Here is a 26244-nt window from a genome sequence, read left to right on the forward strand (position 1 = left end):
ACCCGGCGGGCGGACGCGGTGGAGGTCGGCCCGGGCATAGGGCGGATGCTGGAGATCCTCGCCGTGGCCGCGCGGGTGGGCGCCACCCGCCTCATCGACAACATCCCGCTGACCCTCGGAGCCCTCACGTGACCGGAATACGGCTGACCGCCCCCGCCCCGGGCTGGGCCATCGACGCGGACGTCGTCGTGGTCGGCTCCGGCGTGGCCGGTCTCACCACCGCGCTGCGCTGCGCCGCGGCGGGCCTCGCGACGGTCGTCGTCACCAAGGCGCGCCTCGACGACGGCTCGACCCGATGGGCGCAGGGCGGTATCGCCGCGGCCCTCGGTGACGGGGACACCCCCGAGCAGCACCTGGACGACACCCTCGTCGCCGGGGCCGGACTGTGTGACGAGGCCGCGGTGCGCACCCTCGTCACCGAGGGCCCCGGAGCCGTCCGGCGCCTGATCGAGACCGGCGCCCACTTCGACACCACCGACACCGGCGCTATCGCGCTGACCCGCGAGGGCGGCCACCACCGCCGCCGCATCGCGCACGCGGGTGGTGACGCGACGGGCGCCGAGATCTCCCGGGCCCTGGTGGACGCCGTCCGCTCGGCCGCTCTGCACACCGTCGAGAACGCCCTGGTCCTGGATCTGCTCACCGACGCCGACGGCCGCGCCGCCGGTGTCACCCTGCACGTCATGGGCGAGGGCCAGCACGACGGCGTCGGTGCGGTCCGCGCCCCCGCGGTGGTCCTGGCCACCGGTGGCATGGGCCAGGTCTTCTCCGCCACCACCAACCCGCCGGTCTCCACGGGCGACGGGGTGGCCCTCGCGCTCCGCGCCGGCGCGGAGGTCTCCGACCTCGAATTCGTCCAGTTCCACCCGACGGTCCTCTTCCTCGGCGCGGGCTCCGAGGGACAGCAGCCGCTGGTGTCGGAGGCGGTACGCGGTGAGGGCGCCCACCTCGTGGACGCCTCGGGCACACGCTTCATGCTCGGACAGCACGAGCTGGCGGAGCTGGCCCCCCGCGACATCGTCGCCAAGGCCATCACCCGCCAGATGCACCTCCTCGGCACCGAGCACATGTACCTCGACGCGCGTCACTTCGGTGCCGCCATGTGGGAGGAGCGCTTCCCCACGATCCTGGCCGCCTGCCGCTCCCACGGCATCGACCCTGTCACGGAGCCGATCCCGGTGGCGCCGGCGGCGCACTACGCCTCGGGTGGCGTCCGCACCGACCTGCGGGGCCGTACGACCGTCCCCGGCCTGTACGCCTGCGGGGAGGTCGCCTGCACCGGCGTGCACGGCGCGAACCGGCTGGCCTCCAACTCCCTGCTGGAGGGGCTCGTCTTCGCCGAGCGCATCGCGGCCGACATCGTGGCCGACCGGCCCCACGACCCGCCCCACGACCGGCCGCAGCCGGCCACGAGGACGCCCGGCCGGGACGGGGACACCGTCCCCCTGCTCACCGCGGAGTCCCGGTCCCGCATCCAGCGGATCATGACCCGGGGCGCCGGGGTCATCCGCTCGGCGGCCGGTCTGGCCGTCGCCGCCCAGGAGCTGGAGGCGCTCGGGCGGACGGACGCCGTTCCCGGTGCCGGCGAGGACGCCGCCAAGGACGCCGTACCCGGGGTGGAGGCGTGGGAGGCCACCAACCTGCTCCTCGTCTCGCGGGTCCTGGTCGCCGCGGCCCGGGAGCGGGAGGAGACCCGGGGCTGCCACTGGCGGGAGGACCGGCCCGATCGTGACGACGCCGCGTGGCGCCGTCACCTCGTCGTCCGCGTCACCCCGGACCTGCGCCCGGTCGTCCGCCGGACGGAGAGTGCCGCGTTCCCGCCCGTGGAGCCCGGATCCCCAGCAGACTTCGCAGCACCCACCAGCCTCCGGCACCACCCCGCCGACGCCCCAGAGGAGCAGTAACCGTGAGCACGCCCGAAGAGAACCCGCGCCCCACACCCGTGGACGTACCGTTGATCCACATCGGCGCACCCGCCGGGTCCGGCGGCTGCGGAGACGACTGCGGCTGCGGTGACGGCTACGACCCGGACGGACTGGAGTGCGGGCTCGACCCGGCCCTGGCCCAGCTCCTGGCCGAGGCCGGTCTCGATCCGGTCCAGGTCGAGGACATCGCCCACGTGGCGATCGAGGAGGACCTCGACGGCGGAGTGGACGTGACCACGGTGGCGACCGTCTCCGAGGACGCCGTGGCGACCGGTGACTTCACCGCCCGTGAGCACGGGGTGGTGGCGGGCCTGCGCGTCGCCGAGGCCGTCCTGTCCATCGTCTGCACGGACGAGTTCGAAGTCGAGCGCCACGTCGAGGACGGCGACCGCGTCGTCGCCGGCCAGAAGCTGCTCACCGTCACCACCCGCACCCGCGACCTCCTCACCGGCGAGCGCAGCGCGCTGAACCTCCTCTGCCGGCTGTCCGGGATCGCGACCGCGACCCGCGCCTGGGCGGACGTGCTGGAGGGCACGAAGGCCAAGGTCCGCGACACCCGCAAGACGACCCCGGGGCTGCGCGCGCTGGAGAAGTACGCGGTCCGCTGCGGCGGGGGCGTCAACCACCGCATGTCCCTCGTGGACGCGGCCCTGGTCAAGGACAACCACGTGATCGCCGCGGGCGGGGTCGCCGAGGCGTTCACGCTGGTCAGGGAGGCGTTCCCCGAGCTCGCGATCGAGGTCGAGGTCGACACCCTGGAGCAGGTCCGCGAGGTGCTCGACGCGGGCGCCGACCTGATCCTGCTCGACAACTTCACCCCGTCCGGGACCGCGGAGGCGGTCGCGCTCGTCGGCGGCCGGGCGGTGCTGGAGTCCTCCGGCCGGCTCACCCTCGACTCGGCCCGCGCCTACGCCGAGGCGGGCGTCGACTACCTGGCCGTCGGCGCCCTCACGCACTCCTCGCCGATCCTCGACATCGGCCTGGACTTCCGCGACGAGGCGGCCGTGACCGACGGGGCCGGCGCCTGATGCTGCTCACCATCGACGTCGGCAATTCGCACACCGTCCTGGGTCTGTTCGACGGGGAGGAGATCGTGGAGCACTGGCGCATCTCCACCGACCCCCGCCGCACCGCGGACGAGCTGGCCGTGCTGCTCCAGGGCCTGATGGGCATGCATCCGCTGCTCGGTGTGGAGCTCGGCGACGGCATCGAGGGGATCGCCATCTGCTCGACCGTCCCGGCCGTGCTGCACGAGCTGCGCGAGGTCACCCGCCGGTACTACGGCGACGTGCCCGCGGTCCTGGTGGAGCCGGGCGTCAAGACGGGTGTGCCGGTCCTGACGGACAACCCGAAGGAGGTCGGCGCGGACCGCATCATCAACGCGGTCGCCGCCGTCGAGCTCTACGGCGGTCCGGCCATCGTCGTGGACCTGGGGACGGCCACCACCTTCGACGCGGTGTCGGCGCGTGGCGAGTACACGGGCGGGGTGATCGCGCCGGGCATCGAGATCTCGGTCGAGGCGCTCGGGGTGAAGGGGGCCCAGCTCCGCAAGATCGAGCTCGCCCGCCCGCGCAGCGTGATCGGGAAGAACACCGTCGAGGCCATGCAGTCCGGCATCGTGTACGGCTTCGCCGGACAGATCGACGGCGTCGTCGAACGCATGAAGAAGGAACTCGCGGCCGACCCCGACGAGGTCACCGTCATCGCGACCGGGGGCCTTGCTCCGATGGTGTTGGGGGAGTCCTCCGTCATCGACGAGCACGAGCCCTGGCTGACGCTCATCGGCCTGCGCCTCGTGTACGAACGCAACATCGCCCGGATGTAGGCGCGCACCCGGTCACCTGCGGGAACAGCTCGGCGGCGCGGCGGGAACGGCGCGCCGCCGAGCGGCCAGTTAAGCGGATTTTGTCCATTTAGCACGTATTGTCGCGTCATGCCCACGCCCTACGGATCACGCGGCGGCATGGCGTTCAGCGCGGACGAGCTGCGGGTGCTCCGACGTGCTCTCGCCAACGCCCTCCACCCCACGCCCCTGCCGGAAGAGGATGTCCAGGACTGCCTGCGGCTAGCGGGCGCGGTGGACGAGGTGGTGAGGGAGGCGGGCCGGCTGCGGGCGTTCCTCCTCGCCGACCTCGCCCGCTACCGCGAAGCGCTGCCCGGATCGCTCAGCGGCTACCTGGAGCTCCTCCAGGACGCCCTCGCAGCCGGATACGACCCCCGCCCCGACGACCTCGCGGCCCTGCGCGCCCTGCGCGCCGGGCCGGTCGCCGAGGCGCTCCTGGAGCGCTGCCAGGTACTCGCCGAGCGTTCGGTCCGTGCGCGCCTCGTCGGGCGGGCCGTCCCCGCGACGGCGCCCGCGCCGCGGAGCCGGCTGCTGGCCCTGCCCGGCGGTCTGGTGGCGGCCGAGGACCCGGAGCGGCCCAGGACTCCGGACCGGCCCCCGGCGCCCGCCCGCCCGGCGGCCCCGGGTGAACGCCCGGCGCCCAAGCCGTCCGAGGTCTTCCCGCCCCGGCGCCGTCCGGCACCCACGCCACCTCCGGAGGAACGCGCCGTCTCCTGAGGGGTGCCCGGCAGGGGCCGGAACGCCGGACTCGCTACCCTGGAGGGCATGGACTACGTATCCGCGCTCGTGCCCCCCGTGGTGATGGCCGCCTTCTTCATCGGTCTCGTCGTGACGATCATCAAGAGCCAGGGCGGCCCGAACAAGGCCAAGGAGGACGCCGCCGTGGACGCGGCGATCGCCCGGGCCGAATCGGTGCAGCAGGCACCGCGGCCCGAAGGCGCCTGAACCGGATCCACCACGAAGGGCGCACGGCTCCGCGGAGCCGTGCGCCCTTTTGTCATACCCGAAATATCCCATTCCGGACATCTAGCGCTAAGGTGATGCTGTGCCTCGCCAATTGGGAGAGCTGGAAGACGCCGTGATGACGCGGGTCTGGCAATGGAACCGGCCGGTTACCGTGCGAGAAGTTCTCGAGGATCTTCAGCAGGAACGGTCCATCGCCTACACGACCGTCATGACGGTAATGGACAATCTCCATCAGAAGGGCTGGGTCCGCCGAGAAGTGGACGGCCGGGCATATCGATATACGGCCGTCTCCACCCGTGCCGCCTACTCCGCCGCACTGATGAACGAAGCCTGGTCGCGCAGCGACAACCCGGCGGCCGCACTGGTGGCCTTCTTCGGCATGATGTCGGCCGAGCAGCGCGAGGCCCTCCAGGACGCGATGAGGATCGTCGCCCCCACCTTCTCCGAGCCGTCCGCGCCCCCGCCCCACGAGGGCCCCGCAGCCGATGGAGCGCCCTCCGGGACCGGGCGATAGCGTCGGGGGTATGTCCTCAGAGCTGCCGCAAACCGAGCCGGATACCGAGTGCGTTACAGATTTTCATACCGACCCGTCGGTAAAAAGGCCGGCCATCACCGTCCGGCGTGCCAGGACCAGCGACGTGGCGTCCGTCCGCGATCTCCTTGACGGGTACGTCTCCGAAGGGATCCTGCTGGACAAAGCGACCGTCACCCTTTACGAGGACATCCAGGAGTTCTGGGTCGCCGAACGCGACGAGGACGCCCGGGTGGTCGGCTGCGGGGCCCTGCACGTGATGTGGGAAGACCTCGCCGAAGTGCGCACTCTCGCCGTCGACCATCACATGAAGGGTGCGGGAGTCGGCCACCAGGTGCTGGACAAGCTCTTGCAGACCGCCCGCTGGCTCGGAGTCCGGCGGGTTTTCTGCCTCACCTTCGAAGTCGACTTCTTTGCGAAGCACGGCTTCACCGAGATCGGCGAGACGCCCGTCGACGGAGATGTCTACAGCGAGCTGCTGCGTTCCTATGACGAGGGAGTCGCGGAGTTCCTCGGTCTCGAACGAGTGAAGCCGAACACCTTGGGCAACAGCCGGATGCTGCTGCGCCTGTGAACGGCGGAAGGCACCCGGACCCTATGTCCGAATCGCGCATGTTTCCCGCGTTCTCGCGCTCTCGAACCCCTCCCGGGGGTTTGTGTTTTCCGGAGAAAAGCGGTTTCCTTTCCGCGTACTGCATTTTCGATGAAAGGAAATCCGGTGGCGCAGAAGGTTCAGGTCCTTCTTGTCGACGACCTCGACGGCGGCGAGGCGGACGAGACCGTGACGTTCGCTCTCGACGGCAAGACGTACGAGATCGACCTCACGACGAGCAACGCGGACAAGCTCCGTGGTCTTCTCGAGCCGTACACCAAGAGCGGCCGTCGCACCGGTGGCCGCGCTGCCACCGGCCGCGGCAAGGGCCGCGCCGTTTCCGGTGGCAACAAGGACACCGCGGAGATCCGTAAGTGGGCGCGCGAGAACGGCCACAATGTGAATGACCGCGGTCGCGTTCCGGCCGAGATCCGTGAGGCTTACGAGAAGGCCAACGGCTGACCTGTCGGCCGATCGGCCAGCAGGTGCGTCCGGACACGCGTCAGCCGGGCACGGTGGCACTCCGTGGCCACCGCGTCCACCAGCCGTACGAGATCGGGGGCGTCCCCGCTCCCGAGGCCGGCCAGAGCCGGGAGGGTGGGCTCCACCGCCCGGCGTGGTTCGGGGGGCCGCAGCCAGAACGCGGCTCCCGGCCGGACCGCCGCCCCGGTGGGCGGCGCGGGCGCTGTGATGCGGCCTCCCGTTCCATGGGCGGTCAGGTCGAGCGCGATACCGCCCCACTCCAGCCAGTCGAGCAGCCCCGGCAGTTCCTCGGCGCTGCCGGCGGCGACCAGCAGCCGCATCCGCGGCCCGGCCAGTGCCACGGGGCCGGTGCGCCCCACCCGGCGCAGTACCGCGCGCCCCGCCTCCGCCGGGAGGTCCAGGACGTCGAAGCGCACGCCCGTCGCCAGCAGCACGGGGGAGCGGTCCGTGACCGTCCAGCCGAGTTCGCGTGCGTACCACCGCGCGCGTTCGTCGGACTCCGTCGGCGAGCGGGGAGGCGGGACGAGGGGTGCCATGACGGGTGAACCGTTCCGCCCGGCCGGAGGTTACGCACGGTCCCCGCTCCGTCGCCCGGAGTGCCTGCGACGGGGGCGTACGGGAGCGTCCGCCGGCGCAAGGGTGTTCGCCCGTAGCGGAGGGACAGGGGGTGCGCCGCATGGACTGCCGGTCGGTGCGGGTAAGACATCCCTAGTGGGAAGGGGCGACACGCGGGCAAAAACGTCTCACGTTCGCCATCGGCGTACTGGCGAAAGGGCTATCTGCCTGGCCTGCGGGAACATCGTCTCGCACCATCGGGTTGGAGCAGTTGTCGGCGTTCGGGGCAGGAGGCCATCGCGGGTGTCGGCAGTTGAAATGAGCGGTCCCCGCTTGCGGGACTAAGCTGCGGAAGGACAGGGAGGGGACCGACCCCTTACTGCCTGACCGCTCTGAGGAGCGATTAACGATGTTCGAGAGGTTCACCGACCGCGCGCGGCGGGTTGTCGTCCTGGCTCAGGAAGAAGCCCGGATGCTCAACCACAACTACATCGGCACCGAGCACATCCTCCTGGGCCTGATCCACGAGGGTGAGGGTGTCGCCGCTAAGGCCCTGGAGAGCCTCGGGATTTCGCTCGAGGCGGTCCGCCAGCAGGTGGAGGAGATCATCGGTCAGGGCCAGCAGGCCCCGTCCGGGCACATCCCCTTCACCCCCCGGGCGAAGAAGGTCCTGGAGCTGTCGCTCCGCGAGGCCCTCCAGCTCGGCCACAACTACATCGGCACGGAGCACATCCTGCTCGGCCTGATCCGCGAGGGCGAGGGCGTCGCCGCCCAGGTCCTCGTGAAGCTGGGCGCCGACCTCAACCGGGTGCGGCAGCAGGTCATCCAGCTGCTCTCCGGGTACTCGGGAGGCAAGGAGGCGGCCACCGCCGGCGGCCCCGCCGAGGGCACGCCCTCCACGTCCCTGGTGCTCGACCAGTTCGGCCGGAACCTCACCCAGGCCGCTCGTGAGTCCAAGCTCGACCCGGTCATCGGGCGCGAGAAGGAGATCGAGCGGGTCATGCAGGTGCTGTCCCGCCGCACCAAGAACAACCCGGTCCTCATCGGCGAGCCCGGCGTCGGCAAGACGGCGGTCGTCGAGGGCCTGGCCCAGGCGATCGTCAAGGGCGAGGTGCCCGAGACGCTCAAGGACAAGCACCTCTACACGCTGGACCTCGGCGCACTGGTCGCCGGATCCCGCTACCGCGGTGACTTCGAGGAGCGCCTGAAGAAGGTCCTCAAGGAGATCCGCACCCGCGGCGACATCATCCTGTTCATCGACGAGCTCCACACCCTCGTGGGTGCGGGCGCCGCCGAGGGCGCGATCGACGCGGCGAGCATCCTCAAGCCGATGCTGGCGCGGGGCGAGCTCCAGACCATCGGTGCCACCACGCTCGACGAGTACCGCAAGCACCTGGAGAAGGACGCCGCGCTCGAGCGCCGCTTCCAGCCCATCCAGGTCGCGGAGCCCTCGCTGCCGCACACCATCGAGATCCTCAAGGGCCTGCGCGACCGTTACGAGGCGCACCACCGGGTCTCCATCACGGACGAGGCGCTGGTGCAGGCCGCGACCCTGGCCGACCGGTACATCTCGGACCGCTTCCTGCCGGACAAGGCGATCGACCTGATCGACGAGGCCGGTTCCCGGATGCGCATCCGCCGGATGACCGCGCCGCCGGACCTCCGCGAGTTCGACGAGAAGATCGCGGGCGTCCGTCGCGACAAGGAGTCGGCGATCGACTCCCAGGACTTCGAGAAGGCGGCTTCGCTCCGGGACAAGGAGAAGCAGCTGCTGGCGGCGAAGGCCAAGCGGGAGAAGGAGTGGAAGGCCGGCGACATGGACGTCGTCGCCGAGGTCGACGGCGAGCTCATCGCCGAGGTCCTGGCCACCGCCACCGGCATCCCGGTCTTCAAGCTGACCGAGGAGGAGTCCTCGCGTCTGCTGCGCATGGAGGACGAGCTCCACAAGCGCGTCATCGGGCAGAAGGACGCCATCAAGGCCCTCTCGCAGGCGATCCGCCGTACGCGGGCCGGTCTGAAGGACCCGAAGCGCCCCGGTGGCTCGTTCATCTTCGCCGGCCCGTCCGGTGTCGGTAAGACGGAGCTCTCCAAGACGCTCGCCGAATTCCTCTTCGGCGACGAGGACGCGCTGATCTCCCTCGACATGTCGGAGTTCAGCGAGAAGCACACGGTTTCCCGCCTCTTCGGTTCGCCCCCCGGTTACGTGGGCTACGAAGAGGGCGGCCAGCTCACCGAGAAGGTGCGCCGCAAGCCGTTCTCCGTCGTCCTCTTCGACGAGGTCGAGAAGGCCCACCCCGATATCTTCAACTCCCTGCTCCAGATTCTGGAGGACGGTCGTCTGACCGACTCCCAGGGCCGGGTCGTGGACTTCAAGAACACGGTCATCATCATGACGACCAACCTCGGGACCCGGGACATCTCCAAGGGCTTCAACCTGGGCTTCGCCGCTCAGGGAGACGTCAAGTCGAACTACGAGCGGATGAAGGTCAAGGTCAACGAAGAGCTCAAGCAGCACTTCCGGCCCGAGTTCCTCAACCGTGTCGACGACACGGTCGTCTTCCACCAGCTCACCGAGGAAGACATCATCCAGATCGTCGACCTCATGGTCGACAAGGTGGACGAGCGTCTGAAGGACCGCGACATGGGCATCGAGCTCAGTGCCGAGGCCAAGTCGCTCCTGGCGAAGAAGGGCTACGACCCCGTGATGGGTGCCCGGCCGCTGCGCCGGACGATCCAGCGCGAGATCGAGGACATCCTCTCCGAGAAGATCCTCTTCGGCGAGCTGCGCCCCGGTCACATCGTGGTCGTCGGCACCGAGGGCGAGGGGGACGAGAAGAAGTTCTCGTTCCGAGGTGAGGAGAAGTCGGCTCTGCCCGACGTCCCGCCGGTCGAGCAGGCCGCAGGCGGCGGCCCGAACCTGACGAAGGAAGCGTAGGGCGCGTAGCGCCTGAGCGTGCAAGGGGCTGCCCCGGACCGGTCACCGGTCCGGGGCAGCCCCCTTTTCCGTTGTCCCGCTTCAGAATCGCCGCACGTCCAGCCCCTCCGTTCCGGTCGGCTGCACACTGCCGCCGATCGTGACCTCCAGTCCGGGGAGCACGCGCAGGGGCGAGAGGTCGATCTCCACGCCCTCCGGGTAACGGGAGGTGTCCGACGCCCGCGACACCGACAGGGTGAGCCGGCGGAGGCCCGGGAAGGCCTCCGGCAACCGCGCGAGGCGGTCCGCGGTGACCGGCGTCGGGTGAAGGCGGGACAGCGTGAGCCCGGTGACGGAGGACACGGGCGCGAGCCCGGCCAGCTCGGGCAGGTCCGGCGAGACCATCTCCAGCCACTGCACGTGAGGGGCGGCGCGGAGCGCCGCCAGGAGGGGGCCGCTCGGCAGTGGGGCGCCACCCAGCTCCAGCGACCGGAGCCGGGGCCACTCGCTGAGGGAGTCGACCTCGAAGGCATGCTCGGCGCGGACGCTCAGGTGCAGCACACCGGGCTGTGGCGGCACGCCGCTGAGCCGCTCCACGGCGAGGCGCGAGAGGGAGAGCATACGGAGCCCCGGATGCGCGCCCAGCGTGGCGAGGGTGGCCGCCGTCAACGTGACGCCGTTCAGTGACAGTCCCTCCAGGTGGGGCAGCAGAGCCAGCGGGCCCAGGTCCCGCACCCCCGGGGCCCCGTGGACGCGGAGGTCGGTGAGCCGGTCGGAGCTGTCCGCGAGGAACGACAGGTCCGCCAGGCGGGTGTTGGCGTGCAGACCGATGTGCAGGGGGTGCCTGCCGCGCAGGGCCGTGCGCAGTCGGGGCTCCGGCAGGTCCCCGGTGAGGTCGATCTGATCGATGACCGGGAGGTGGTGGAGGGCTGCCAGCTGTTCCTGGTTGACGACCCGTACGCGCAGGCGTGTGAGGTCGAGGTGGGCCAGGACCTGCGCCGCGTAGGCCGCCGCCGGATAGCGGTCCCAGTCGTGCATGAGATCCGATCCGAGTGAGGGGCGCGCGCGGGCCCAGGCCGCCGCGTACGGCACGGCCCCGGCGCCCCCGACACGGCTGATGAGGTCCACCACTCGGTGCCCGGTGCTCCCGTCCTCGTCCTCGGCGCAGCTGCGGGGATCGGGCAGGTGGGCGAGGCCTTCCGGGCCCAGCCGGGCCAGCAGGGCCACCTTCACCGAGTTGCGGGGCGGGAAGAGAGCGGCTGTGGCGCGCCGGACGCGGTCGGCCGTGGCGGCGTCCAGCCAGGCGGCGTGCTGGGCGCACAGGGCGGCGAGGACGTGGAGCTCCGTGCGGGCGAGGGAACCGGTCTGCGCGGCGGTGTCCAGCAGCCCGTGGACCAGGACGGGCAGCTGCCGGCGTCCGCAGTGGCCCGCCGCGAGCAGGATCACGTCCTGCCACTGTTCCTCGTGGGCGTGCCGCAGCAGTTCGTTGAGGTGGTCGTCCTCGACGAGCTCCTTCGCGGCCAGGAAGTCCTGGAAGGTGCGGTGGGCGAACTGGTAGGTGTCGCCGGTGTGTTCCTGGAGGAGGCCGCTGCGGTTGAGGAGGTGCGTCAGGATCCTGTCCGCCGGCCCCTGTGCGCGCACCCGTTCCATTCCGGGCAGGGCCCTGTCCAGCTGTCTCAGCGCCTGTTCCGCGGTGAACTGCGACTGGCCCTCGCGCACCAGCCACACCGCGATGCGCTGGAGGAGCTGGGTGTGCTCCTCCACGTCCATGACGACGCCCTCGGGGCCGTCGATCCGGCGCCGGCGGTCGCGGTGGCCCAGCAGCATCTCCAGCGCCGAGCGGTACAGCTTCCACCGGGTCTCCGGCAGGAAGCCCTCGCGGCGCCGGTGCAGGGCGCAGATCACCGCGCACAGGAGCGGGGTCCTGGCCAGGTCCCGCAGAGGTGCGTTCCGGTCGAACTGCCGGGAGAGGTCCCTCTGCAACTCGTCCAGACGCGCCGGGTCCTCGTCCCCGTCGGCCAGCCGCGCCGCCCGGTGCCACGAGACGACGAACGACTGGATGTCCTCGTTGCGCATCGGCAGCAGCCGCAGCTCCTCGAACCCCTCGGAGGCGAGCCAGTCGGGTTCGACGGCCAGCGGGCGGACCGTGGCGAGGCAGCGTGTCTCCGGGTAGCGGCGCAGCAGCTGGGTCAGCCAGGCGTGGGCCTGCTCGCGGTCCTCCGGCGGCACTTCGTCCAGGCCGTCCACCAGCAGGAGTGCCCGGCCCGCGTCGAGCACCCGGGCCGCCCAGCCGTCGGGTGCCCGGTCGACCACCAGGCCGGCCGCGTCGGGCAGGTGGGCGGGGCCGGGGAACCCGCTGTCGCGGGCGCGCAGCGTCCGCAGCGGCACCACGAACGGGATCAGGCCGTTCATCGGCGTCAGGGCGTCGCCCAGGGTCCGGGCCGAGGCGTGCGCGGCCAGCCACCACAGGAGCGTGGTCTTCCCGGCGCCCGCGTCGCCGCGCAGCAGGACCCTGCGCCGGCCGGCGAGGAGCGCGTCGACGCGCTGCGGGCCGACGGGCGCGTGCGGGCCGGGCGGGGCGTCGGAGGCGGTCCGGGCCTCCAGGCTGAGGTAGGCGGTGTCCAGATCCCATTCCGTGTCGTGCCGGCCCAGCTCGTCCAGCCCGAAGATCTTCGTGCGGCGGTAGGCGGCGCCGATCGAGGCCGCGTACTCCTCCTCGTACCGCCGATCGTGCGGGAAGTGCCCGTGGACCCTCTCGTACCGGAGCGGCGGGCCGCTCTGCTCGTAGACGGCGCGGAACGGCTCCGCCGCCAGTACCGGCCCGAGCGGCACGCACTCGACCCGCCTGCCGCCCCGTTGCCGGGGGACCTGGCGGGCGATGCCGAGCAGTACGTCCCCGGCGAAGAGGGGCCCGCCCGAGAGCCCGGCGAGTGCGGAGGGCGCCTGGTCGGACCGGACGTCCGGCGGCCCGTCCAGGTCGCAGACCAGCAGGTCGCGCATCCGGCCCGCCAGGGGGAGGACGGTGGTCGTGTACTGGTCCGCTTCCGCGTGGCCCTCGGGGCCGTACCGCTGGACGCGGGGGAAGCCGGTGAGTTCGCAGTCGGCCACGGCCTGCCTGGAGTCCAGCACGCCGAGCCGCACGGGGCCGAGCGGCAGGACCGGGGCCGCCGCCCGGAGCAGGGCCGCGTCGAGGTCGTGGTCGATCCAGGCCACCGTCGCCGGGACCGGGCCCGAGACGTCCGGGTGCGCGAGGTGGCAGCCGTCGCCGGTGCGGACCACGTGGGCGCAGGTCAGCACCAGCCGGTCGGTGAGCAGGACCCCGCTGCCCTGGAGGGCGCCGTGGACGACGACCGTGCGGTCCCCGGGCTGTACCGCCGTCACGATCCGGCGGGCCGGCCGTCACCGAAGTGGGCGGTGCTGCCCGCCTCCGTGTCCCCGATCTCCCAGGCCTCTCCGGTCACCGCGCTGCGGGGGGACAGGGTGAACGCCACCTTGTGCGTGCGGCCGGTGGACCGGGACGTGTCGGCGCCCCCTTCGACGACCCAGGCCTTCACCTTCCCGCCCGCCTTGTGCTCCTTGCGGAGCTCCAGGGTGAACTCCATCTGGATGTCGCCGACCGTGAAGGCCAGCGGCCGTCCGGTCGCGCGGGCCGCGGCGTCGACGAGTTGGTCGCGGATCGACGCGACGGCGTCGGCGAGCTCGATGCCGTCGAGGCCGTGGGTGTCGCCGGTGCGGTCGGCCATGGGGTCCCCCGGGGTTGCGGACGGGTGCTGATCAGGTGTCCGTCAGCGTAGCCAGCCCCGCGGGCCGAAGGTCCCGAATCGGACAGCCTTCGGACCCTCCGGCGGTGACAAGGCGCACAGCAGTTTTCGGGCCTACTAGCTCTCGTAGGAGGAAAATCCTTGATCGTTCAATGGTCCGGTGTTCTGCGGACGTCGACCGGATCTCCCGCTTAGGTGCCATCTGTCCCGAAAAGAGCCTGATGTTCCCTTGAGGTGGCTTTCGGTGGCGGTTCGAGCGCTCCGAAGCGCTGGAGGCGGCCGTGTCCGGCGGGTGGTTCCGCGCGGCCGGGCGACGCCATTCCCGGCCGGCTCTCTACGGCTTTTCTTCGTAGATGGGGTGTTTGAGTGTTTCCCGGGGTGCGGGTTACCAAGGTGGAGCAAGCCCGGCCGGAGCGCCGGGTCCATTCACCCCGGAGGTTCTCCCCGCATGTCGAAGCGCGTTACGTTCCAGCTCTCCCGCCGCCCGTCCATGCCCCGCGTCAGTGGCGCCGTCGTGGCCGCGGGCCTGGGTGCGTCGATGGTGTTCGGCGCGGGCGCGGCGTTCGCGTCCGGCACGACGGGCACCGCGGGCACCGCGGCCCTCGCCGGCTCCGTCACCGCCGACTCCGTCGCCCAGCAGGCGACCGCCCAGAGCAAGGCCGCCACCGCTGCCGCGAAGGCTTCTGCCGACAAGGCCGCGAAGAAGAAGGCCGACGCGGAGAAGAAGGCCGAGGCCGCGAAGAAGAAGGCCGCCTCCTGGGAGGCGCCGGTCGACCACTACGTGCTGAGCGCCACCTACGGCGTCGGCGGCTCCCGCTGGGCCCACAACCACTCCGGCCAGGACTTCGCGGTGCCGACCGGCACGAAGGTCGAGGCCGCGCACACCGGTACGGTCGTCAAGGCCGGCCCGAACGGCGCCGGTGACGGCCCCGCCTACGGCAACGCCATCGTGATCAAGCACTCCAACGGCACGTACTCGCAGTACGCCCACCTGTCGAAAATCCAGGTGAACGTCGGCGAGCACGTCACGACGGGCGAGAAGATCGGCCTGTCCGGCAGCACCGGCAACTCCAGCGGTCCGCACCTGCACTTCGAGATCCGGACCACCCCGAACTACGGTTCCGCGATCAACCCGGTGTCGTACCTGAACTCCGTGCACGTCAAGATCTGACGCGCGACCGGCGTCCGCCCTACGCGGCGGAACCGGCGGGGCCGTGATCGTGGGCCCTGGTCACCAGCTCCATGGCGACCTCGAGAGCGGCTTCGCGCTTCTCCTCGGGGTCGCCTTCGGCGTCCATGAGGGCGAGCATGCCCGCGTGCATGGCGAGGAGCGCGGTGAAGCAGCGCACCTGGTCGGCGAGCGGGGCGTCGGGTTCCTTGACCAGGTCCACCAGGGCGACGACGCGGTCCTTGATGGTGTGGCCGATGCTCAGGTCGCGGACCGCCGCCTGGTTCTCCTGCATGAAGCGGAAGAGCGGAGCGGCGCTGCGGAGCGCCTCGCTGTAGCGGACCAGGATCTCCTTCTTGGTCTCCAGGGTCCGCGGCTGCTCCTTGCCCCAGGCGAGGAGTTCCTCGACGGGCCGGTTGAGGTCCTCGAAGATGCTGTTGAGGATGTCTTCCTTGGTCCTGAAGTGGTAGTACAGCGCCGCCTTGGTGACGTCCAGCTGCTCGGCGATCTCCCGGAGCGAGGTCTTCTCGTACCCCTGCTCGGCGAAGAGCTCCAGGGCGACGTCCTGAATGCGCTGGCGGGTGTTGCCCCGGCGCGGCTGCGGCGTGCGGCCCATGCGACTCTCCCAAGAACTTACTTGACGCCCGGCTAGTTACGGGTCTACTTTCCTCAGTGTAGCCAACTAGCCGGGCGGCAAGTAAGTGTCGGTCCGGCGGCACGACGAGCAGCAGGGGACCAGGGGAGCGCGCGGCATGACGGAACCGAAGAAGGCGACGGCGGGCGGGAAAGCGGAACCACGGGCGCGCAGCGTCCGGGTGGTCGTCCTGGCCCTGATGATCGCGATGCTGCTGGCCATGCTCGACAACCTGATCGTCGGCACCGCGATGCCCACCATCGTCGGCGACCTCGGGGGCCTGGAGCACCTGTCCTGGGTCGTCACCGCCTACACCCTGGCCACGGCCGCCTCCACCCCCATCTGGGGCAAGCTCGGCGACATGTACGGACGCAAGGGCATCTTCCTCACGTCCATCGTCATCTTCCTGATCGGCTCGGTACTGAGCGGAATGGCTCAGGACATGAGCCAGCTGATCGGCTTCCGGGCCGTCCAGGGTCTCGGCGCGGGCGGACTCATGGTCGGCGTCATGGCGATCATCGGTGACCTCGTGCCGCCCCGGGAACGCGGCAAGTACCAGGGCATGATGGCCGGCGTGATGGCGATCGCCATGATCGGCGGCCCCCTGGTCGGGGGCACGATCACCGACCACCTCGGCTGGCGCTGGAGCTTCTACATCAACCTGCCGCTCGGCGCGGTCGCGCTGGCGATGGTCACCGCGGTGCTGCACCTGCCCCGCACGGAGCGCCGCAGGGCGAAGGTCGACTACCTCGGCGCCGTCCTGCTCACCGTCGGCATCACCGCGATCGTGCTGGTCACCACCTGGGGCGGTACGGAGTACGCCTGGGACTCGGCCGTGATCATGGAGCTGATCGCTCTCGGTGTCGCCTCCCTGGTCGGCTTCCTCTTCGTCGAGACGAAGGCCGCCGAGCCGATCATGCCGCTGCACATCTTCCGCAACCGCAACTTCACCCTCATGTCCGTCGTCGGCTTCATGGCCGGCTTCGTGATGTTCGGCGCGGTGCTGTTCCTGCCCCTCTTCCAGCAGTCGGTCCAGGGAGCCTCGGCGACCAACTCCGGTCTCCTGCTCCTGCCGATGCTGCTCGCGATGATGATCGTCTCGCTCGTCGCCGGCCGGATCACCACCAGCACCGGCAAGTACAAGGTCTTCCCGATCGCGGGCAGCGTCCTGATGATCGCGGGCCTGTTCCTGCTGGCCACCATGGACACCGGCACCACACGCTTCACGTCGGGCGTCTACATGGCGGTGCTCGGCGCGGGCATGGGCTTCCTGATGCAGATCACGATGCTCGTCGCGCAGAACAGCGTGGAACTGAAGGACATGGGCGTCGCCTCGTCCACCACCACCCTCTTCCGGACGCTGGGCAGCTCCTTCGGAGTCGCGATCATGGGCGCCCTGTTCACCGGGCGGGTCCAGGACGAGATGGCGGCCCGCGGCGGTGGTGGGGCGACCGAGAGGTCGGCCCAGCTGGACGCGGCGAGCCTGGCCGAACTGCCCGCCCCGGTGCGGGAGGCGTACGAGTACGCGGTGTCCTCCGGGACGCACCTCGCCTTCCTGGTGGGCGGCTCGGTCGCGGTGCTGGCCCTGCTGGCGGCGCTCTTCGTCAAGGAGGTCCCGTTGCGCGGCAGCGCGAAGCCGGAGGCCCCGTCGGCCGACGGGGCGGTGGGGCCGCAGGCCGAGACCACCAAGGCATCACAGGCCGTCTGACCGGCGGCTCTCCGGCCGGGCTGCGGTACGACGGCCGGCCTGTGGCACGACGAGTGGGCCCCGGAGGCGGGACGACGCCTCCGGGGCCCACCCGCGTTTCGACCGGTCGCCACCGGCGCTTCCGGCCGGCCGCGGTCCGCCGGTCAGCCGCCGTCGCGCAGGACGGGGAAGCTGCCCGTGGTCGTGGGCGCGTGCTCGGGCAGCCAGAGCACGGCGACCGCCCCGCCCGTACCCTCCGGGGCGCCGGCCGGCGCCGCGTTGCGGAACGTCAGCCGGGCACCCAGTACCCGCGCCTGGCCGGCGGCGATCGTCAGCCCCAGACCGTGGCCGTGCCCGGCCCGGTCGCTGCTGCCCGTCCGGAACCGGCTCGGCCCCTCCCGCAGCAGCGCCTCCGGGAAGCCGGGCCCGTGGTCGCGTATCCGCACGACCCTGCCCTCGACCGTCACCTCGACCGGGCCTGCCCCGTGCTTGGCGGCGTTCCCGAGCAGGTTGCCCAGGATGCGCTCCAGGCGCCGCGGATCCGTGGAGACCCACGACTCGTGCACCACCCGCACCGTGATGCCGGGGTCCAGCACGCCGATCCGCCGGGCCACGAACTCACCCAGCGGCAGCTCCTGGAGTTCGGCCCGCTCCGAGGCACTGTCCAGCCTGGCCACCTCCAGCACGTCCTCGACGAGCGTCCGCATGGCCTGCGCCCGGTCCCGTACGAGCTCCGTCGGCCGCCCGGGGGGCAGCAGTTCGGCCGCCGTGAGCAGCCCCGTCACCGGGGTGCGCAGCTCGTGGGCGATGTCCGCGGTGACCCGGCGCTCGGCCTCGATCCGTTCGTTGAGGGCGTCCGTCAGCGCGTCGACGGCACGGGCCAGCTCGTCGGTCTCGTCGCGTACGACGCCGCCGACGGCCTCCCGCACCCGCACCTCCGTGTTGCCCTGGGCCACCTTGCCCGCCGCCGCTGCGGCCTTGCGCAGCCGGCGGGACAGCTGTCCGCCGATCAGGACCCCCAGCGCGCAGCCGCCGAACACGACCGAGACCGAGCCGATGACCAACGCCCGGTCGAGGTCGCCCGTGATCGCGGCGCTCCGGTCGGCGAACGGGGTGTGCAGGGACAGGACGTCGCCGTTGGCCAGCGGTACGGCCGCCCAGACGTCGGGTACCCCTCCCGCGTACTCGTCGACGTGGGTGGCCCGCCTGTTCGCACGCATCTGGGCGCGCAGGTCGGCAGGGAGGGCCGGATCGTTGAGTTTCGCCCCGAACTTGGGGGCCGGCTTCTGGGTGCCCGACGCCTCGTACAGCCGCTGGGCGAACAGGAGCCGCTCCAGCTGTACCTCGCGCGCGTTGTCCAGCATCGAGACACGGGCGGCGTTGTGGACGACGAGGCTCAGGGTGACGGCGATGAGCGCGCCGACCGCCGCGATGGCGATGCTGATCTTCCAGCGGACACCGGTCCGCAGCGCCAGCCGCCTCATGCGCGCAACTTGTAGCCGAAGCCGCGGACCGTCTCGATCCTGTCCTGGCCGATCTTGGCCCGCAGCCGCTGCACATGGACGTCCACGACCCGCGTGTCCCCGCCCCAGCCGTAGTCCCAGACCCGATCGAGGAGTTTGTCCCGGGAGAGCACCGTGCCGGGCGCCGAGGAGAACTCCAGCAGCAGCCGCATCTCGGTCGGTGTGAGGCCCACCTGCGCACCCCTCCTGCGTACTTCCATGCCCTCGGTGTCGATCTCGACGTCGCCGAAGACCAGCACACCGCCCGTGTCGGCCGGTGGCCCGCCGGCCGGGGCCCCGCTCCGCCCGTCCTGACCCGAGGCGTGACCGAAGCGCCGCAGCACGGCACGGATCCGGGCGACGAGGACCGCCCCGTCGAACGGCTTGGTGACGTAGTCGTCGGCCCCCGCCTCCAGACCGAGCACCACGTCGATGGAGTCGGCCCGCGCGGAGAGCATGATGACGGGCACGGTGGACTCGTCGCGGATGCGGCGGCAGAGGCTGACACCGTCCAGGCCCGGCACCATCACGTCCAGGAGTGCGATGTCGGGCCGGTCCGCCCGGAAGGCCTCCAGTCCCTGGAGGCCGTCGGGCATCGCGGTGACCGTGAAGCCCACCCGCTCCAGTGCGAGCTGGGTGGCCTCACGGATGACGTCGTCGTCCTCGACGAACAGGACGTGGGTCTCGGCCATACGGGGCGGCTCCCAGTTCTCCGTCTGGTGCGGGGGGTACGTGCGGCGCCTGGTGCGGCGCGGGTCCGGGGCCTTGCCTAGTCGGGTGTCCTGCCGGGCGCGGTCGCGTCGTCCTCCCCGGTGCCGGCGGCACGGTTGAACTCGTTGTGCACGCGGTCGGTCTCGGTGAAGCGGCCCGCGGCCCAGCGGTAGGTGATCACGTCCTCGCCGGAGGGGTAGGCCACCGTGTCCTCGGAGCCGTACACCTGGGTGGTCACCACCAGATCCCCCCGGTCGATGGTGCCGTACACCGCCGGCACCTCCGCGCCGAAGACGTGTCCGTAACTGCCGTCCGCGCGCTGCCGGTAGACGTAGGTGCCCAGCCCCACCGAGTCGCCGCAGGTCATCACGTTGACCACGACGTCGGCGGCCGGGCCGTCGGTGAGCGTGCCGTAGGAGGTGTCCACCGGGTACTCGTCGCCGGTACACGGCTTGAGAGCGTCCCTGACCTGTCGGCTCACCTCGGGGTCGCCCTTGACGAGCGCGACGGCGTCGACCCTCGGGGCCGGCTTGGCCGTCCCGGAGGGGACGGCGTGCGAGGACGTGGCGCGGGTGACCGGCTGGCTGCCCGCAGGCCCCTCGTCACGGGTGCCCGTGCCGCCGGTGGAGCAGCCGGCGCAGAACAGCCCGAAGGCGGCGAGCCCGGCCATCGCCGTACCGCCCGCCGCCAGGCCGGCCCGGCGTCCGCCCCCGCCGGCCACCGCCCCGCCCGTGTCCCCACCGCTGCCTGTCAGGCCGCGCACCGCTCCCGCTCCCGCTCGTCGTGACGCCTGTCCCGCTGCGCCGGGATCCGTGCCGGGAGCCGGGGCGCCGGGGTCCGCTCGGCCTCGCGGCTCCGGGCGGCCCGGTCCTCCAGTTCCTGGCGCAGCCGCGCCAGGGCGCGGTGCAGCGTGCTCTTCACCGTACCGGCCGACATGCCGAGCGCCGCGGCCGTCTCCTCCGTGCTCATCTGCTCCCAGTGTCGCAGCACGACGACACTGCGCTGCTTCGGAGCCAGGACACCCAGGACGTCCATGAGCAGGGCGCGGTCGGCGCGCTGCTCGGAGCCGTCGTCGACGCTCGCGTCCGGGAGCTGCTCGGTGGGCACCTCGTCGAGCTTGCGGGCCCGCCACCACTCGGTGCGCGTGTTGATCATGACGCGGCGCAGGTAGGCGTCGGCGAGGGACTTGTCCGCGATGCCGTCCCAGCGCCCGAACGTGCGGGCCAGGGCGGTCTGCAGCAGGTCCTGGGCGTCCACCGGGTCGGGTACCAGCCGGCGGGCACTGCGCAGCAGCGCGTCCTGCCTGGTGCGTACGTACTCCTCGAATTCGAGCACCTGGCCCTGCGCCACCACAACCGCCTCCGTCACCGTGAATCCCCGTGTCCCACCGTCGGCAGGTGGTCCTCCTGCCGACGTCCGTGACGCTACGGAGGTGTTGTCACGGAGGTGTGCGGAGCAGCCGTACGCGGACGCACGGCTGTCCATCGGTTGTGTAACAGCCGCTGGACAGCCGTCCGCCCGGGCGGGCGCGGCCGGTGCGCCCTCAGGTCAGCGGGAGCCGGTACCGGCCCCCGGCGAGGGGTTCGACCAGGCCGTCGGCGACCAGGCCGTCCAGGGCGCGGGCGCGCTGCACGGGTTCCTCCCACACGGCGTCCAGCGCGGACTGCGGCACCGGCACGACCGAGTCGCGCAGCACGGAGAGCAGCCGCCCGCGCACCTGCCGGTCCGTACCGGCGTAGGTCTGGCCACGGCGTGCCGGCCCCTGGTGGGCGGGCTTGCCCGCCAGCCGCCAGGCGCACTGCCCGGAGATCGGGCAGCGCGCGCAGTCCTCGTTCTTCGCCGTGCAGACGAGTGCGCCGAGCTCCATCGTGGCGGCGGCCCAGTGGGCCGCCCGCTCGTCCTCCTCCGGGAGCAGGGCGCGGGCGAGCTTGCGCTCGGCGGCGGTGGTCGCGTTCGGGGGGTACTGGATCCCGGAGGCGGCCCGGGCGAAGACCCGGCGGACGTTCGTGTCCAGTACGGCGTGCCGTTGGCCGTACGCGAACGAGGCCACGGCCGCCGCCGTGTACTCGCCGATGCCGGGCAGGGCGAGCAGCTGGGCGTGCTCGCTCGGCACGTCTCCGCCGTGCCGTTCCGCTATCGCCTGCGCTGCCCCGTGCAGGCGCAGCGCGCGGCGGGGGTAACCGAGCCGGCCCCAGGCGCGGACCGCTTCACCCGGCGCGTCGGCGGCGAGGTCGGCGGGGCGCGGCCAGCGGGCCAGCCACTGTTCGTAGACCGGCAGGACCCGGTTCACAGGCGTCTGCTGCAGCATGAACTCGCTCACCATCACACCCCAGGCGCCCGCTTCGGGGCGGCGCCAGGGCAGATCGCGGGCGTGCTGCTCGAACCACCCGATGACGGGGTCGTGGAGGGAGGCGGGGGGCGTGTGTGTGGAAGTCGTGGCAGTCATCGCACCTACGATCCTGGCACGGAAGGCGGGACATCGGGCACGGGCGCGGGGGTGTCGGGCCGGTGGAGGGCTCATGGGGTGACGACGCCACCCGTTTCGACCCCTGGCCGGCCGGCTGCCGGGGGCCGAGAGGGGCAAAGCGGACGGAAGCGGTGGTGAACGGCCGCGCCGTGATGATGATCCGGAAAACTTGTCGATCAGAGCGGCGGTTGAGGGCCGGAGTTGGCACCGATCTCTCGTAGAGTTCGGGCCGTGGGATCTATGCGCAATCCGGTCGGGCCACTTCCCTCCAGCATCTACTGGCGACGTAGGGCAGTAGCCGTGCTGGTCATCGCGCTGCTCGCGGCTCTCGCCGTCTGGGCCGTCACCTCGGGTGGCGGCGGCGGCAAGAACGACGACGCGAAGCCGGGTGGCCCGAAGCCCGCCCCGTCCATCACACCGGGTCCCACCGGTTCCGGCCCGATCGTCGGCCAACCTCCGGGCGGCCGCGACGAGTCGGGCGGATCCGGCGCCGGCGGCGCGGGTACGGGCGGTGGCACCGGTGGTGGCACCGGCGGTGGCGGTACGACCGGTGCGGGGGTCGGCGGCGCCGCCTCCGGCACCGCGGGGGCGGGTGGCTCGGCCGCGGCGGGTGCCGGTGGCCAGGGGACGGCCGCGGGCGGCGGCGGAACGGCGGGCGTGCGCGTGCCGGCCGGCTCGTCCCTCCCGAACTGCGCCCCGGCAGCCCTGCAGTTGAGCGTGCGTACGGAGAACAGCTTCGGCCCCGGTGACGAGCCGGAGTTCCGGCTGGTCGCCAGGAACACGTCCGCCACCGACTGCAAGGCAGATCTCGGCCCGAAGAGCGTGGTGCTCACGGTGACCGAGGCCGGCGAGGAGGACGAGCAGGTGTGGTCCTCGAAGGACTGCCCGGCCGCCGGTGCGCTGTTCCTGAAGGTCCCGGCGGGCACGACGATCGTCCACCCCGTGAAGTGGGACCGTACGACGAGCTCCCCGCAGTGTGCGACGCGGGCCGCGGGGAAGGCGGCGCCCGGTACGTACCTCCTGGAGGCCAAGGCCCCCGGGGAGCCGCTCCAGCGGGCGTCCTTCGTGCTCGCCAAGGACTGACCCCGGGGCGCGCGGGGGCCTCTTCGGGCCCCGCCTCCGCCCGGCCGGCCGGCCGCGGGTGTGCGGTGCCGGCCAGGTCGGGAAGGTGTACCGGTGGGCACCGATACACCGGGGACCGGCGCGGGAGGCCCTGGCGGGGCCGGGAACACCGCGTTCCGCCGGGCTCCGGGCAGCCCCGGCAGGGCCCGGGCGGGAGGCGCTACACGTACCGTTCGAGGATCGAGGACTCCGCCAGCCGCGAGAGCCCCTCGCGCACACTGCGGGCGCGGGCCTCGCCGACGCCGTCCACGGCCTGGAGGTCGTCGACACTCGCGGCCAGCAGCTTCTGCAGGCCGCCGAAGTGCTCGACCAGCCGCTCGATGATCGCTCCGGGCAGCCGCGGCACCTTGGCCAGCAGCCGGAAACCGCGGGGCGACACCGCCGAGTCCAGCGTCTCGGGCGAGCCGCTGTATCCCAGCGCCCGTGCGACGACGGGGAGTTCGAGCAGTTCCGTGTGGGTGAGCGTGTCCAGATCGGTCAGTGCCTCGGCGACCGTTCGCGACCGCTTCGCGGTGGGCTCGGGCACGTAGTCGCGCACGACCAGCTCACGCTCGGGCTCCACGCCCGCGATCAGCTCGTCCAGCTGGAGCGACAGAAGCCGGCCGTCGGTGCCCAGCTCCACCACGTACTCGGCGATCTCGGTGGCGATCCGGCGCACCATCTCCAGCCGCTGTGCGACGGCCGTCACGTCCCGGACGGTCACCAGGTCCTCGATCTCCAGCGCGGAGAGGGTCCCGGCCACCTCGTCCAGCCGGAGCTTGTACCGCTCCAGCGTCGCGAGAGCCTGGTTGGCGCGGGACAGGATCGCGGAGGACTCCTCCAGGACCCGCCGCTCCCCGTCCACGTACAGGGCGATGAGGCGCATCGACTGGGAGACCGAGACGACGGGGAAACCGCACGCCTTGGAGACACGGTCGGCCGTGCGGTGGCGGGTGCCCGTCTCCTCGGTGGGGATGGCGGCGTCCGGGACCAGCTGCACGCCGGCGCGCAGAATCTTGGTCATGTCCTTGTCCAGGATCAGCGCGCCGTCCAGCTTGCACAGCTCGCGCAGACGCGTCGCGGTGAATTCCACGTCCAGCACGAATCCGCCGGTGCACATGGATTCGACCTTCTTGTCCATGCCGAGGACGATCAGCCCGCCGGTGTTGCCGCGGAGGATGCGCTCCAGGCCGTCGCGGAGGGCCATTCCGGGCGCGACCGCGCTCAACGAGGCGCGCATCAGCGCCTCGTTACCCGTGCCTTGGCCGGACTTTCCGGGCGAGGTTGCCCGGTCGTTGGCTGCCACTGCACTCCTCCGGTCACAGGTTTGCGGTGCCCTTGCGTCCCTCATACCGTGTGTACGGGCGGGCGAGACCAGGGCAAAGTCTACCGGCGTGCGCCGTCCTCCTGTGGTCCGTCCGGGCGAGACCGGCGGGGGAGGACCCTGAGGGCGTCCCCCATGTCGGCGACTTCTGTGACTTTCATACCCGACGGAACCTGTCCCGGGTCCCGCGGGACGAGGGCGTGCTTGAACCCCAGGCGGTACGCCTCGGCCAGCCTCCGCTGGACGCCCGTCACCCTCCTGACCTCCCCCGCGAGGCCCACCTCGCCGATCGCGACGAGGTTCTTCGGCAGCGGTGTGTCGCTGGCCGCACTGGCCAGCGCCAGCGCGATCGCCAGGTCCGCGGCGGGCTCGGTGAGCTTCACGCCGCCCACCGTCGCGCTGTAGATGTCCCGCTTGCCGAGCGCGCTGATACGGCCCCGCTGCTCCAGCACCGCCAGCATCATCGAGACGCGGGAGGTCTCCAGGCCGGAGGTGGTGCGCCGGGGGGACGGGATCTGCGAATCGACGGTCAGCGCCTGCACCTCGGCGACGAGAGGGCGCTTGCCCTCCAGCGTGACGGTCAGGCAGGTGCCCGGGACCGGCTCGTCACGGCGGGTGAGGAAGAGCCCGGAGGGGTCGGCGAGGCCGGTGATGCCCTCGTCGTGCAGCTCGAAGCAGCCGACCTCGTCGGTGGCCCCGTACCGGTTCTTGACGCCCCGCACGAGGCGGAGGCGGGCGTGCCGGTCACCTTCGAAGGACAGCACCACGTCGACCAGGTGCTCCAGCAGCCGCGGGCCCGCGATGGCGCCGTCCTTGGTGACGTGCCCGACCAGCAGCGTCGACATGCCGCGCTCCTTCGACGCCCGGATGAGGGCGGCCGCGACCTCGCGGACCTGCGCCATACCGCCCGGAGCCCCGTCGATCTCCGGCGAGGCGACGGTCTGCACGGAGTCGAGGACGAGGAGTGACGGCTTGACGGCGTCGAGGTGCCCGAGGACCGCGGACAGGTCGGTCTCGGCGGCCAGGTAGAGATGGTCGTTGATCGCCCGGATCCGGTCGGCGCGCATCCGCACCTGGCTCGCCGACTCCTCCGCCGTGACGTAGAGGGTGCGGTGCTCGTCGCTCGCCGCCTTTGCGGCCACGTCGAGCAGGAGCGTCGACTTGCCGACCCCGGGCTCGCCCGCGAGCAGCACGACGGCCCCGGGCACCAGTCCGCCGCCGAGCACACGGTCGAGCTCGCCCACGCCGGTCGAGCGCGCCGTGGCCTGCCGGCTGTCCACCTGGCCGATCGGCAGGGCGGCGGTCGAGACCCGGCCGACGGCGGTCGTGCGGACCGCCGGGGCGCCGCCGAACTCCTCGACCGTCCCCCATGCCTGGCACTCGGGGCAGCGGCCGAGCCACTTGGCGGTCGTCCAGCCGCATTCGGTGCAGCGGTAGGACGGCCGGTCCTTCGCGGATTTCGTACGGGCAGCCATGGCGTCACCGTATAGGGGAGGTCCGACAACGCGGACCCCGGTGCGGACCGCCGGCGCGGGAGGCGGGATCGCGTCCGATACGGCGCTTCCGGGGTGAATGTACGACTGGCGTCCTGTTTCACGGCATACGTTCATCCTTAAGGGTTAATTGCGCGCAAGGGCCGCCAGGGACCCGGCGGCGTCTGCCTACGGTCGCCGGGTGACGAGCAGCAGGTTGCAGATCCCGACGCCCACCACCGGCGCACACCGGGCGCGCCGACGCGCCGCCCGCCCGTCGGCACAGCGACCGCCCGCACGCTACGAGCCGTACCTCGACGGCCTGTTCACCTACTGCCTGTCCGTCCTGTGCGACCACGAGGCGGCCACCGACGCGCTCGGCGCCGTCCTCGCGATCGCGGAACGGCAGGACGGCCGGTGCCCCACGGCTGAGGAGGAACGTAAATCCTGGCTGTACGCCCTGGCCAGATGGACGTGCCTGCGCGCCCTCGCCGGTGCCCAGGCGGTTCTGGCCGGCGGGAAGAAGCTCTACCTCCTGGCGGGCCCGGCCGAGTTCCTCTGGCTGTCGGCCGAGGACGGGCGGGTCGAGCACCGTGTCCGGTACGCC

At 71.9% G+C, this 26244-nt stretch carries 23 protein-coding genes and 1 pseudogene; 13 read left to right on the plus strand and 11 right to left on the minus strand.

All coding sequences use genetic code 11. The features are described from left to right. The first annotated feature begins 128 nt into the window (after window positions 1-128). The 8 genes from ABZ371_RS10130 to ABZ371_RS10165 all read left to right on the plus strand — a co-directional run bounded on the left by ABZ371_RS10130 (window position 129) and on the right by ABZ371_RS10165 (window position 6320). Window positions 129-1904, plus strand: a complete 1776-nt coding sequence (locus tag ABZ371_RS10130) for an L-aspartate oxidase (protein WP_358676170.1) — start codon at window positions 129-131, stop codon at window positions 1902-1904. A 2-nt stretch (window positions 1905-1906) separates the two neighbouring features. Beyond that, the gene (gene nadC / locus ABZ371_RS10135; RefSeq protein ID WP_358676173.1) at window positions 1907-2953 is read left to right on the plus strand and encodes a carboxylating nicotinate-nucleotide diphosphorylase; all 1047 of its coding nucleotides are present in this window, start codon (window positions 1907-1909) and stop codon (window positions 2951-2953) included. Further along, on the plus strand, window positions 2953-3750 hold the full coding sequence (locus tag ABZ371_RS10140; protein WP_358676176.1) for a type III pantothenate kinase: 798 nt from the start codon (window positions 2953-2955) through the stop codon (window positions 3748-3750). The genes nadC and ABZ371_RS10140 overlap by 1 nt, the downstream gene beginning before the upstream one ends. Window positions 3751-3888: 138 nt before the next feature. Then, window positions 3889-4485: a hypothetical protein gene (locus ABZ371_RS10145; RefSeq protein ID WP_358676228.1), complete on the plus strand. Its 597-nt coding sequence runs from the start codon at window positions 3889-3891 to the stop codon at window positions 4483-4485. 48 nt (window positions 4486-4533) lie between these two features. Continuing rightward, the gene (locus ABZ371_RS10150) at window positions 4534-4713 is read left to right on the plus strand and encodes a hypothetical protein (RefSeq protein ID WP_307126438.1); all 180 of its coding nucleotides are present in this window, start codon (window positions 4534-4536) and stop codon (window positions 4711-4713) included. Window positions 4714-4813: 100 nt separating this feature from the next. After that, complete coding sequence (locus ABZ371_RS10155; RefSeq protein ID WP_358676178.1) at window positions 4814-5248, plus strand: BlaI/MecI/CopY family transcriptional regulator; 435 nt, start codon at window positions 4814-4816, stop codon at window positions 5246-5248. A gap of 10 nt (window positions 5249-5258) precedes the next feature. After that, complete coding sequence (locus ABZ371_RS10160; RefSeq protein ID WP_358676181.1) at window positions 5259-5840, plus strand: amino-acid N-acetyltransferase; 582 nt, start codon at window positions 5259-5261, stop codon at window positions 5838-5840. Between the two features lie 144 nt (window positions 5841-5984). Beyond that, a complete protein-coding gene (locus ABZ371_RS10165) occupies window positions 5985-6320 on the plus strand; it encodes an Lsr2 family protein (RefSeq protein WP_358676184.1) in 336 nt (111 codons plus the stop codon). On the opposite strand, the gene ABZ371_RS10170 is transcribed toward ABZ371_RS10165, so the two are convergent. Continuing rightward, window positions 6299-6877, minus strand: a complete 579-nt coding sequence (locus ABZ371_RS10170) for an SCO3374 family protein (protein ID WP_358676187.1) — start codon at window positions 6875-6877, stop codon at window positions 6299-6301. The genes ABZ371_RS10165 and ABZ371_RS10170 overlap by 22 nt on opposite strands. A 428-nt stretch (window positions 6878-7305) precedes the next feature. Between ABZ371_RS10170 and ABZ371_RS10175 the strand changes: the two genes are divergently transcribed. Further along, on the plus strand, window positions 7306-9831 hold the full coding sequence (locus ABZ371_RS10175) for an ATP-dependent Clp protease ATP-binding subunit (protein WP_358676190.1): 2526 nt from the start codon (window positions 7306-7308) through the stop codon (window positions 9829-9831). 81 nt (window positions 9832-9912) lie between these two features. On the opposite strand, the gene ABZ371_RS10180 is transcribed toward ABZ371_RS10175, so the two are convergent. Further along, entirely contained in the window at window positions 9913-13191 is a 3279-nt protein-coding gene (locus ABZ371_RS10180; RefSeq protein WP_358676193.1) for an NACHT domain-containing protein, read from the minus strand. After that, window positions 13188-13553, minus strand: a complete 366-nt coding sequence (locus ABZ371_RS10185) for a trypco2 family protein (RefSeq protein ID WP_358676196.1) — start codon at window positions 13551-13553, stop codon at window positions 13188-13190. The genes ABZ371_RS10180 and ABZ371_RS10185 overlap by 4 nt, the downstream gene beginning before the upstream one ends. A 466-nt stretch (window positions 13554-14019) precedes the next feature. On the opposite strand from ABZ371_RS10185, the gene ABZ371_RS10190 reads away from it, so the two are divergent. After that, a complete protein-coding gene (locus ABZ371_RS10190; protein WP_358676199.1) occupies window positions 14020-14742 on the plus strand; it encodes a M23 family metallopeptidase in 723 nt (240 codons plus the stop codon). A 19-nt stretch (window positions 14743-14761) separates the two neighbouring features. On the opposite strand, the gene ABZ371_RS10195 is transcribed toward ABZ371_RS10190, so the two are convergent. After that, the gene (locus ABZ371_RS10195) at window positions 14762-15355 is read right to left on the minus strand and encodes a helix-turn-helix domain-containing protein (protein ID WP_358676202.1); all 594 of its coding nucleotides are present in this window, start codon (window positions 15353-15355) and stop codon (window positions 14762-14764) included. Window positions 15356-15491: 136 nt separating this feature from the next. On the opposite strand from ABZ371_RS10195, the gene ABZ371_RS10200 reads away from it, so the two are divergent. Further along, on the plus strand, window positions 15492-17081 hold the full coding sequence (locus ABZ371_RS10200; protein WP_358676205.1) for an MDR family MFS transporter: 1590 nt from the start codon (window positions 15492-15494) through the stop codon (window positions 17079-17081). Between the two features lie 143 nt (window positions 17082-17224). Here the strand turns inward: ABZ371_RS10200 and cseC are convergent, their stop codons facing one another. The 5 genes from cseC to ABZ371_RS10225 form a co-directional block, all read right to left on the minus strand. Then, entirely contained in the window at window positions 17225-18544 is a 1320-nt protein-coding gene (gene cseC / locus ABZ371_RS10205) for a two-component system sensor histidine kinase CseC (RefSeq protein ID WP_358676207.1), read from the minus strand. Further along, a complete protein-coding gene (gene cseB, locus ABZ371_RS10210; RefSeq protein ID WP_358676210.1) occupies window positions 18541-19254 on the minus strand; it encodes a two-component system response regulator CseB in 714 nt (237 codons plus the stop codon). The genes cseC and cseB overlap by 4 nt, the downstream gene beginning before the upstream one ends. 77 nt (window positions 19255-19331) lie before the next feature. Then, a complete protein-coding gene (locus ABZ371_RS10215) occupies window positions 19332-20036 on the minus strand; it encodes a hypothetical protein (RefSeq protein ID WP_358676213.1) in 705 nt (234 codons plus the stop codon). Then, window positions 20024-20623: a SigE family RNA polymerase sigma factor gene (locus tag ABZ371_RS10220; RefSeq protein ID WP_358676231.1), complete on the minus strand. Its 600-nt coding sequence runs from the start codon at window positions 20621-20623 to the stop codon at window positions 20024-20026. The genes ABZ371_RS10215 and ABZ371_RS10220 overlap by 13 nt, the downstream gene beginning before the upstream one ends. A gap of 193 nt (window positions 20624-20816) precedes the next feature. Then, window positions 20817-21719, minus strand: coding sequence for an A/G-specific adenine glycosylase (locus tag ABZ371_RS10225; protein ID WP_358676216.1), 903 nt, complete (start codon window positions 21717-21719; stop codon window positions 20817-20819). Between the two features lie 252 nt (window positions 21720-21971). Here ABZ371_RS10225 and ABZ371_RS10230 point away from each other — a divergent pair, with 252 nt between their 5' ends. After that, on the plus strand, window positions 21972-22823 hold the full coding sequence (locus ABZ371_RS10230) for a hypothetical protein (protein WP_358676219.1): 852 nt from the start codon (window positions 21972-21974) through the stop codon (window positions 22821-22823). 199 nt (window positions 22824-23022) lie between these two features. Here the strand turns inward: ABZ371_RS10230 and disA are convergent, their stop codons facing one another. Both disA and radA read right to left on the minus strand, forming a co-directional pair. After that, entirely contained in the window at window positions 23023-24147 is a 1125-nt protein-coding gene (gene disA / locus ABZ371_RS10235) for a DNA integrity scanning diadenylate cyclase DisA (RefSeq protein WP_358676222.1), read from the minus strand. Between the two features lie 80 nt (window positions 24148-24227). Next, window positions 24228-25640: a DNA repair protein RadA gene (gene radA, locus ABZ371_RS10240; protein ID WP_358676225.1), complete on the minus strand. Its 1413-nt coding sequence runs from the start codon at window positions 25638-25640 to the stop codon at window positions 24228-24230. A 199-nt stretch (window positions 25641-25839) separates the two neighbouring features. On the opposite strand from radA, the pseudogene ABZ371_RS10245 reads away from it, so the two are divergent. Beyond that, window positions 25840-26244, plus strand: a pseudogene (locus ABZ371_RS10245) (hypothetical protein); the annotation flags it as partial.

Origin of the sequence: Streptomyces sp. NPDC005899 (assembly GCF_040629645.1) — a bacterium.
Classification (GTDB): Bacteria; Actinomycetota; Actinomycetes; order Streptomycetales; family Streptomycetaceae; genus Streptomyces.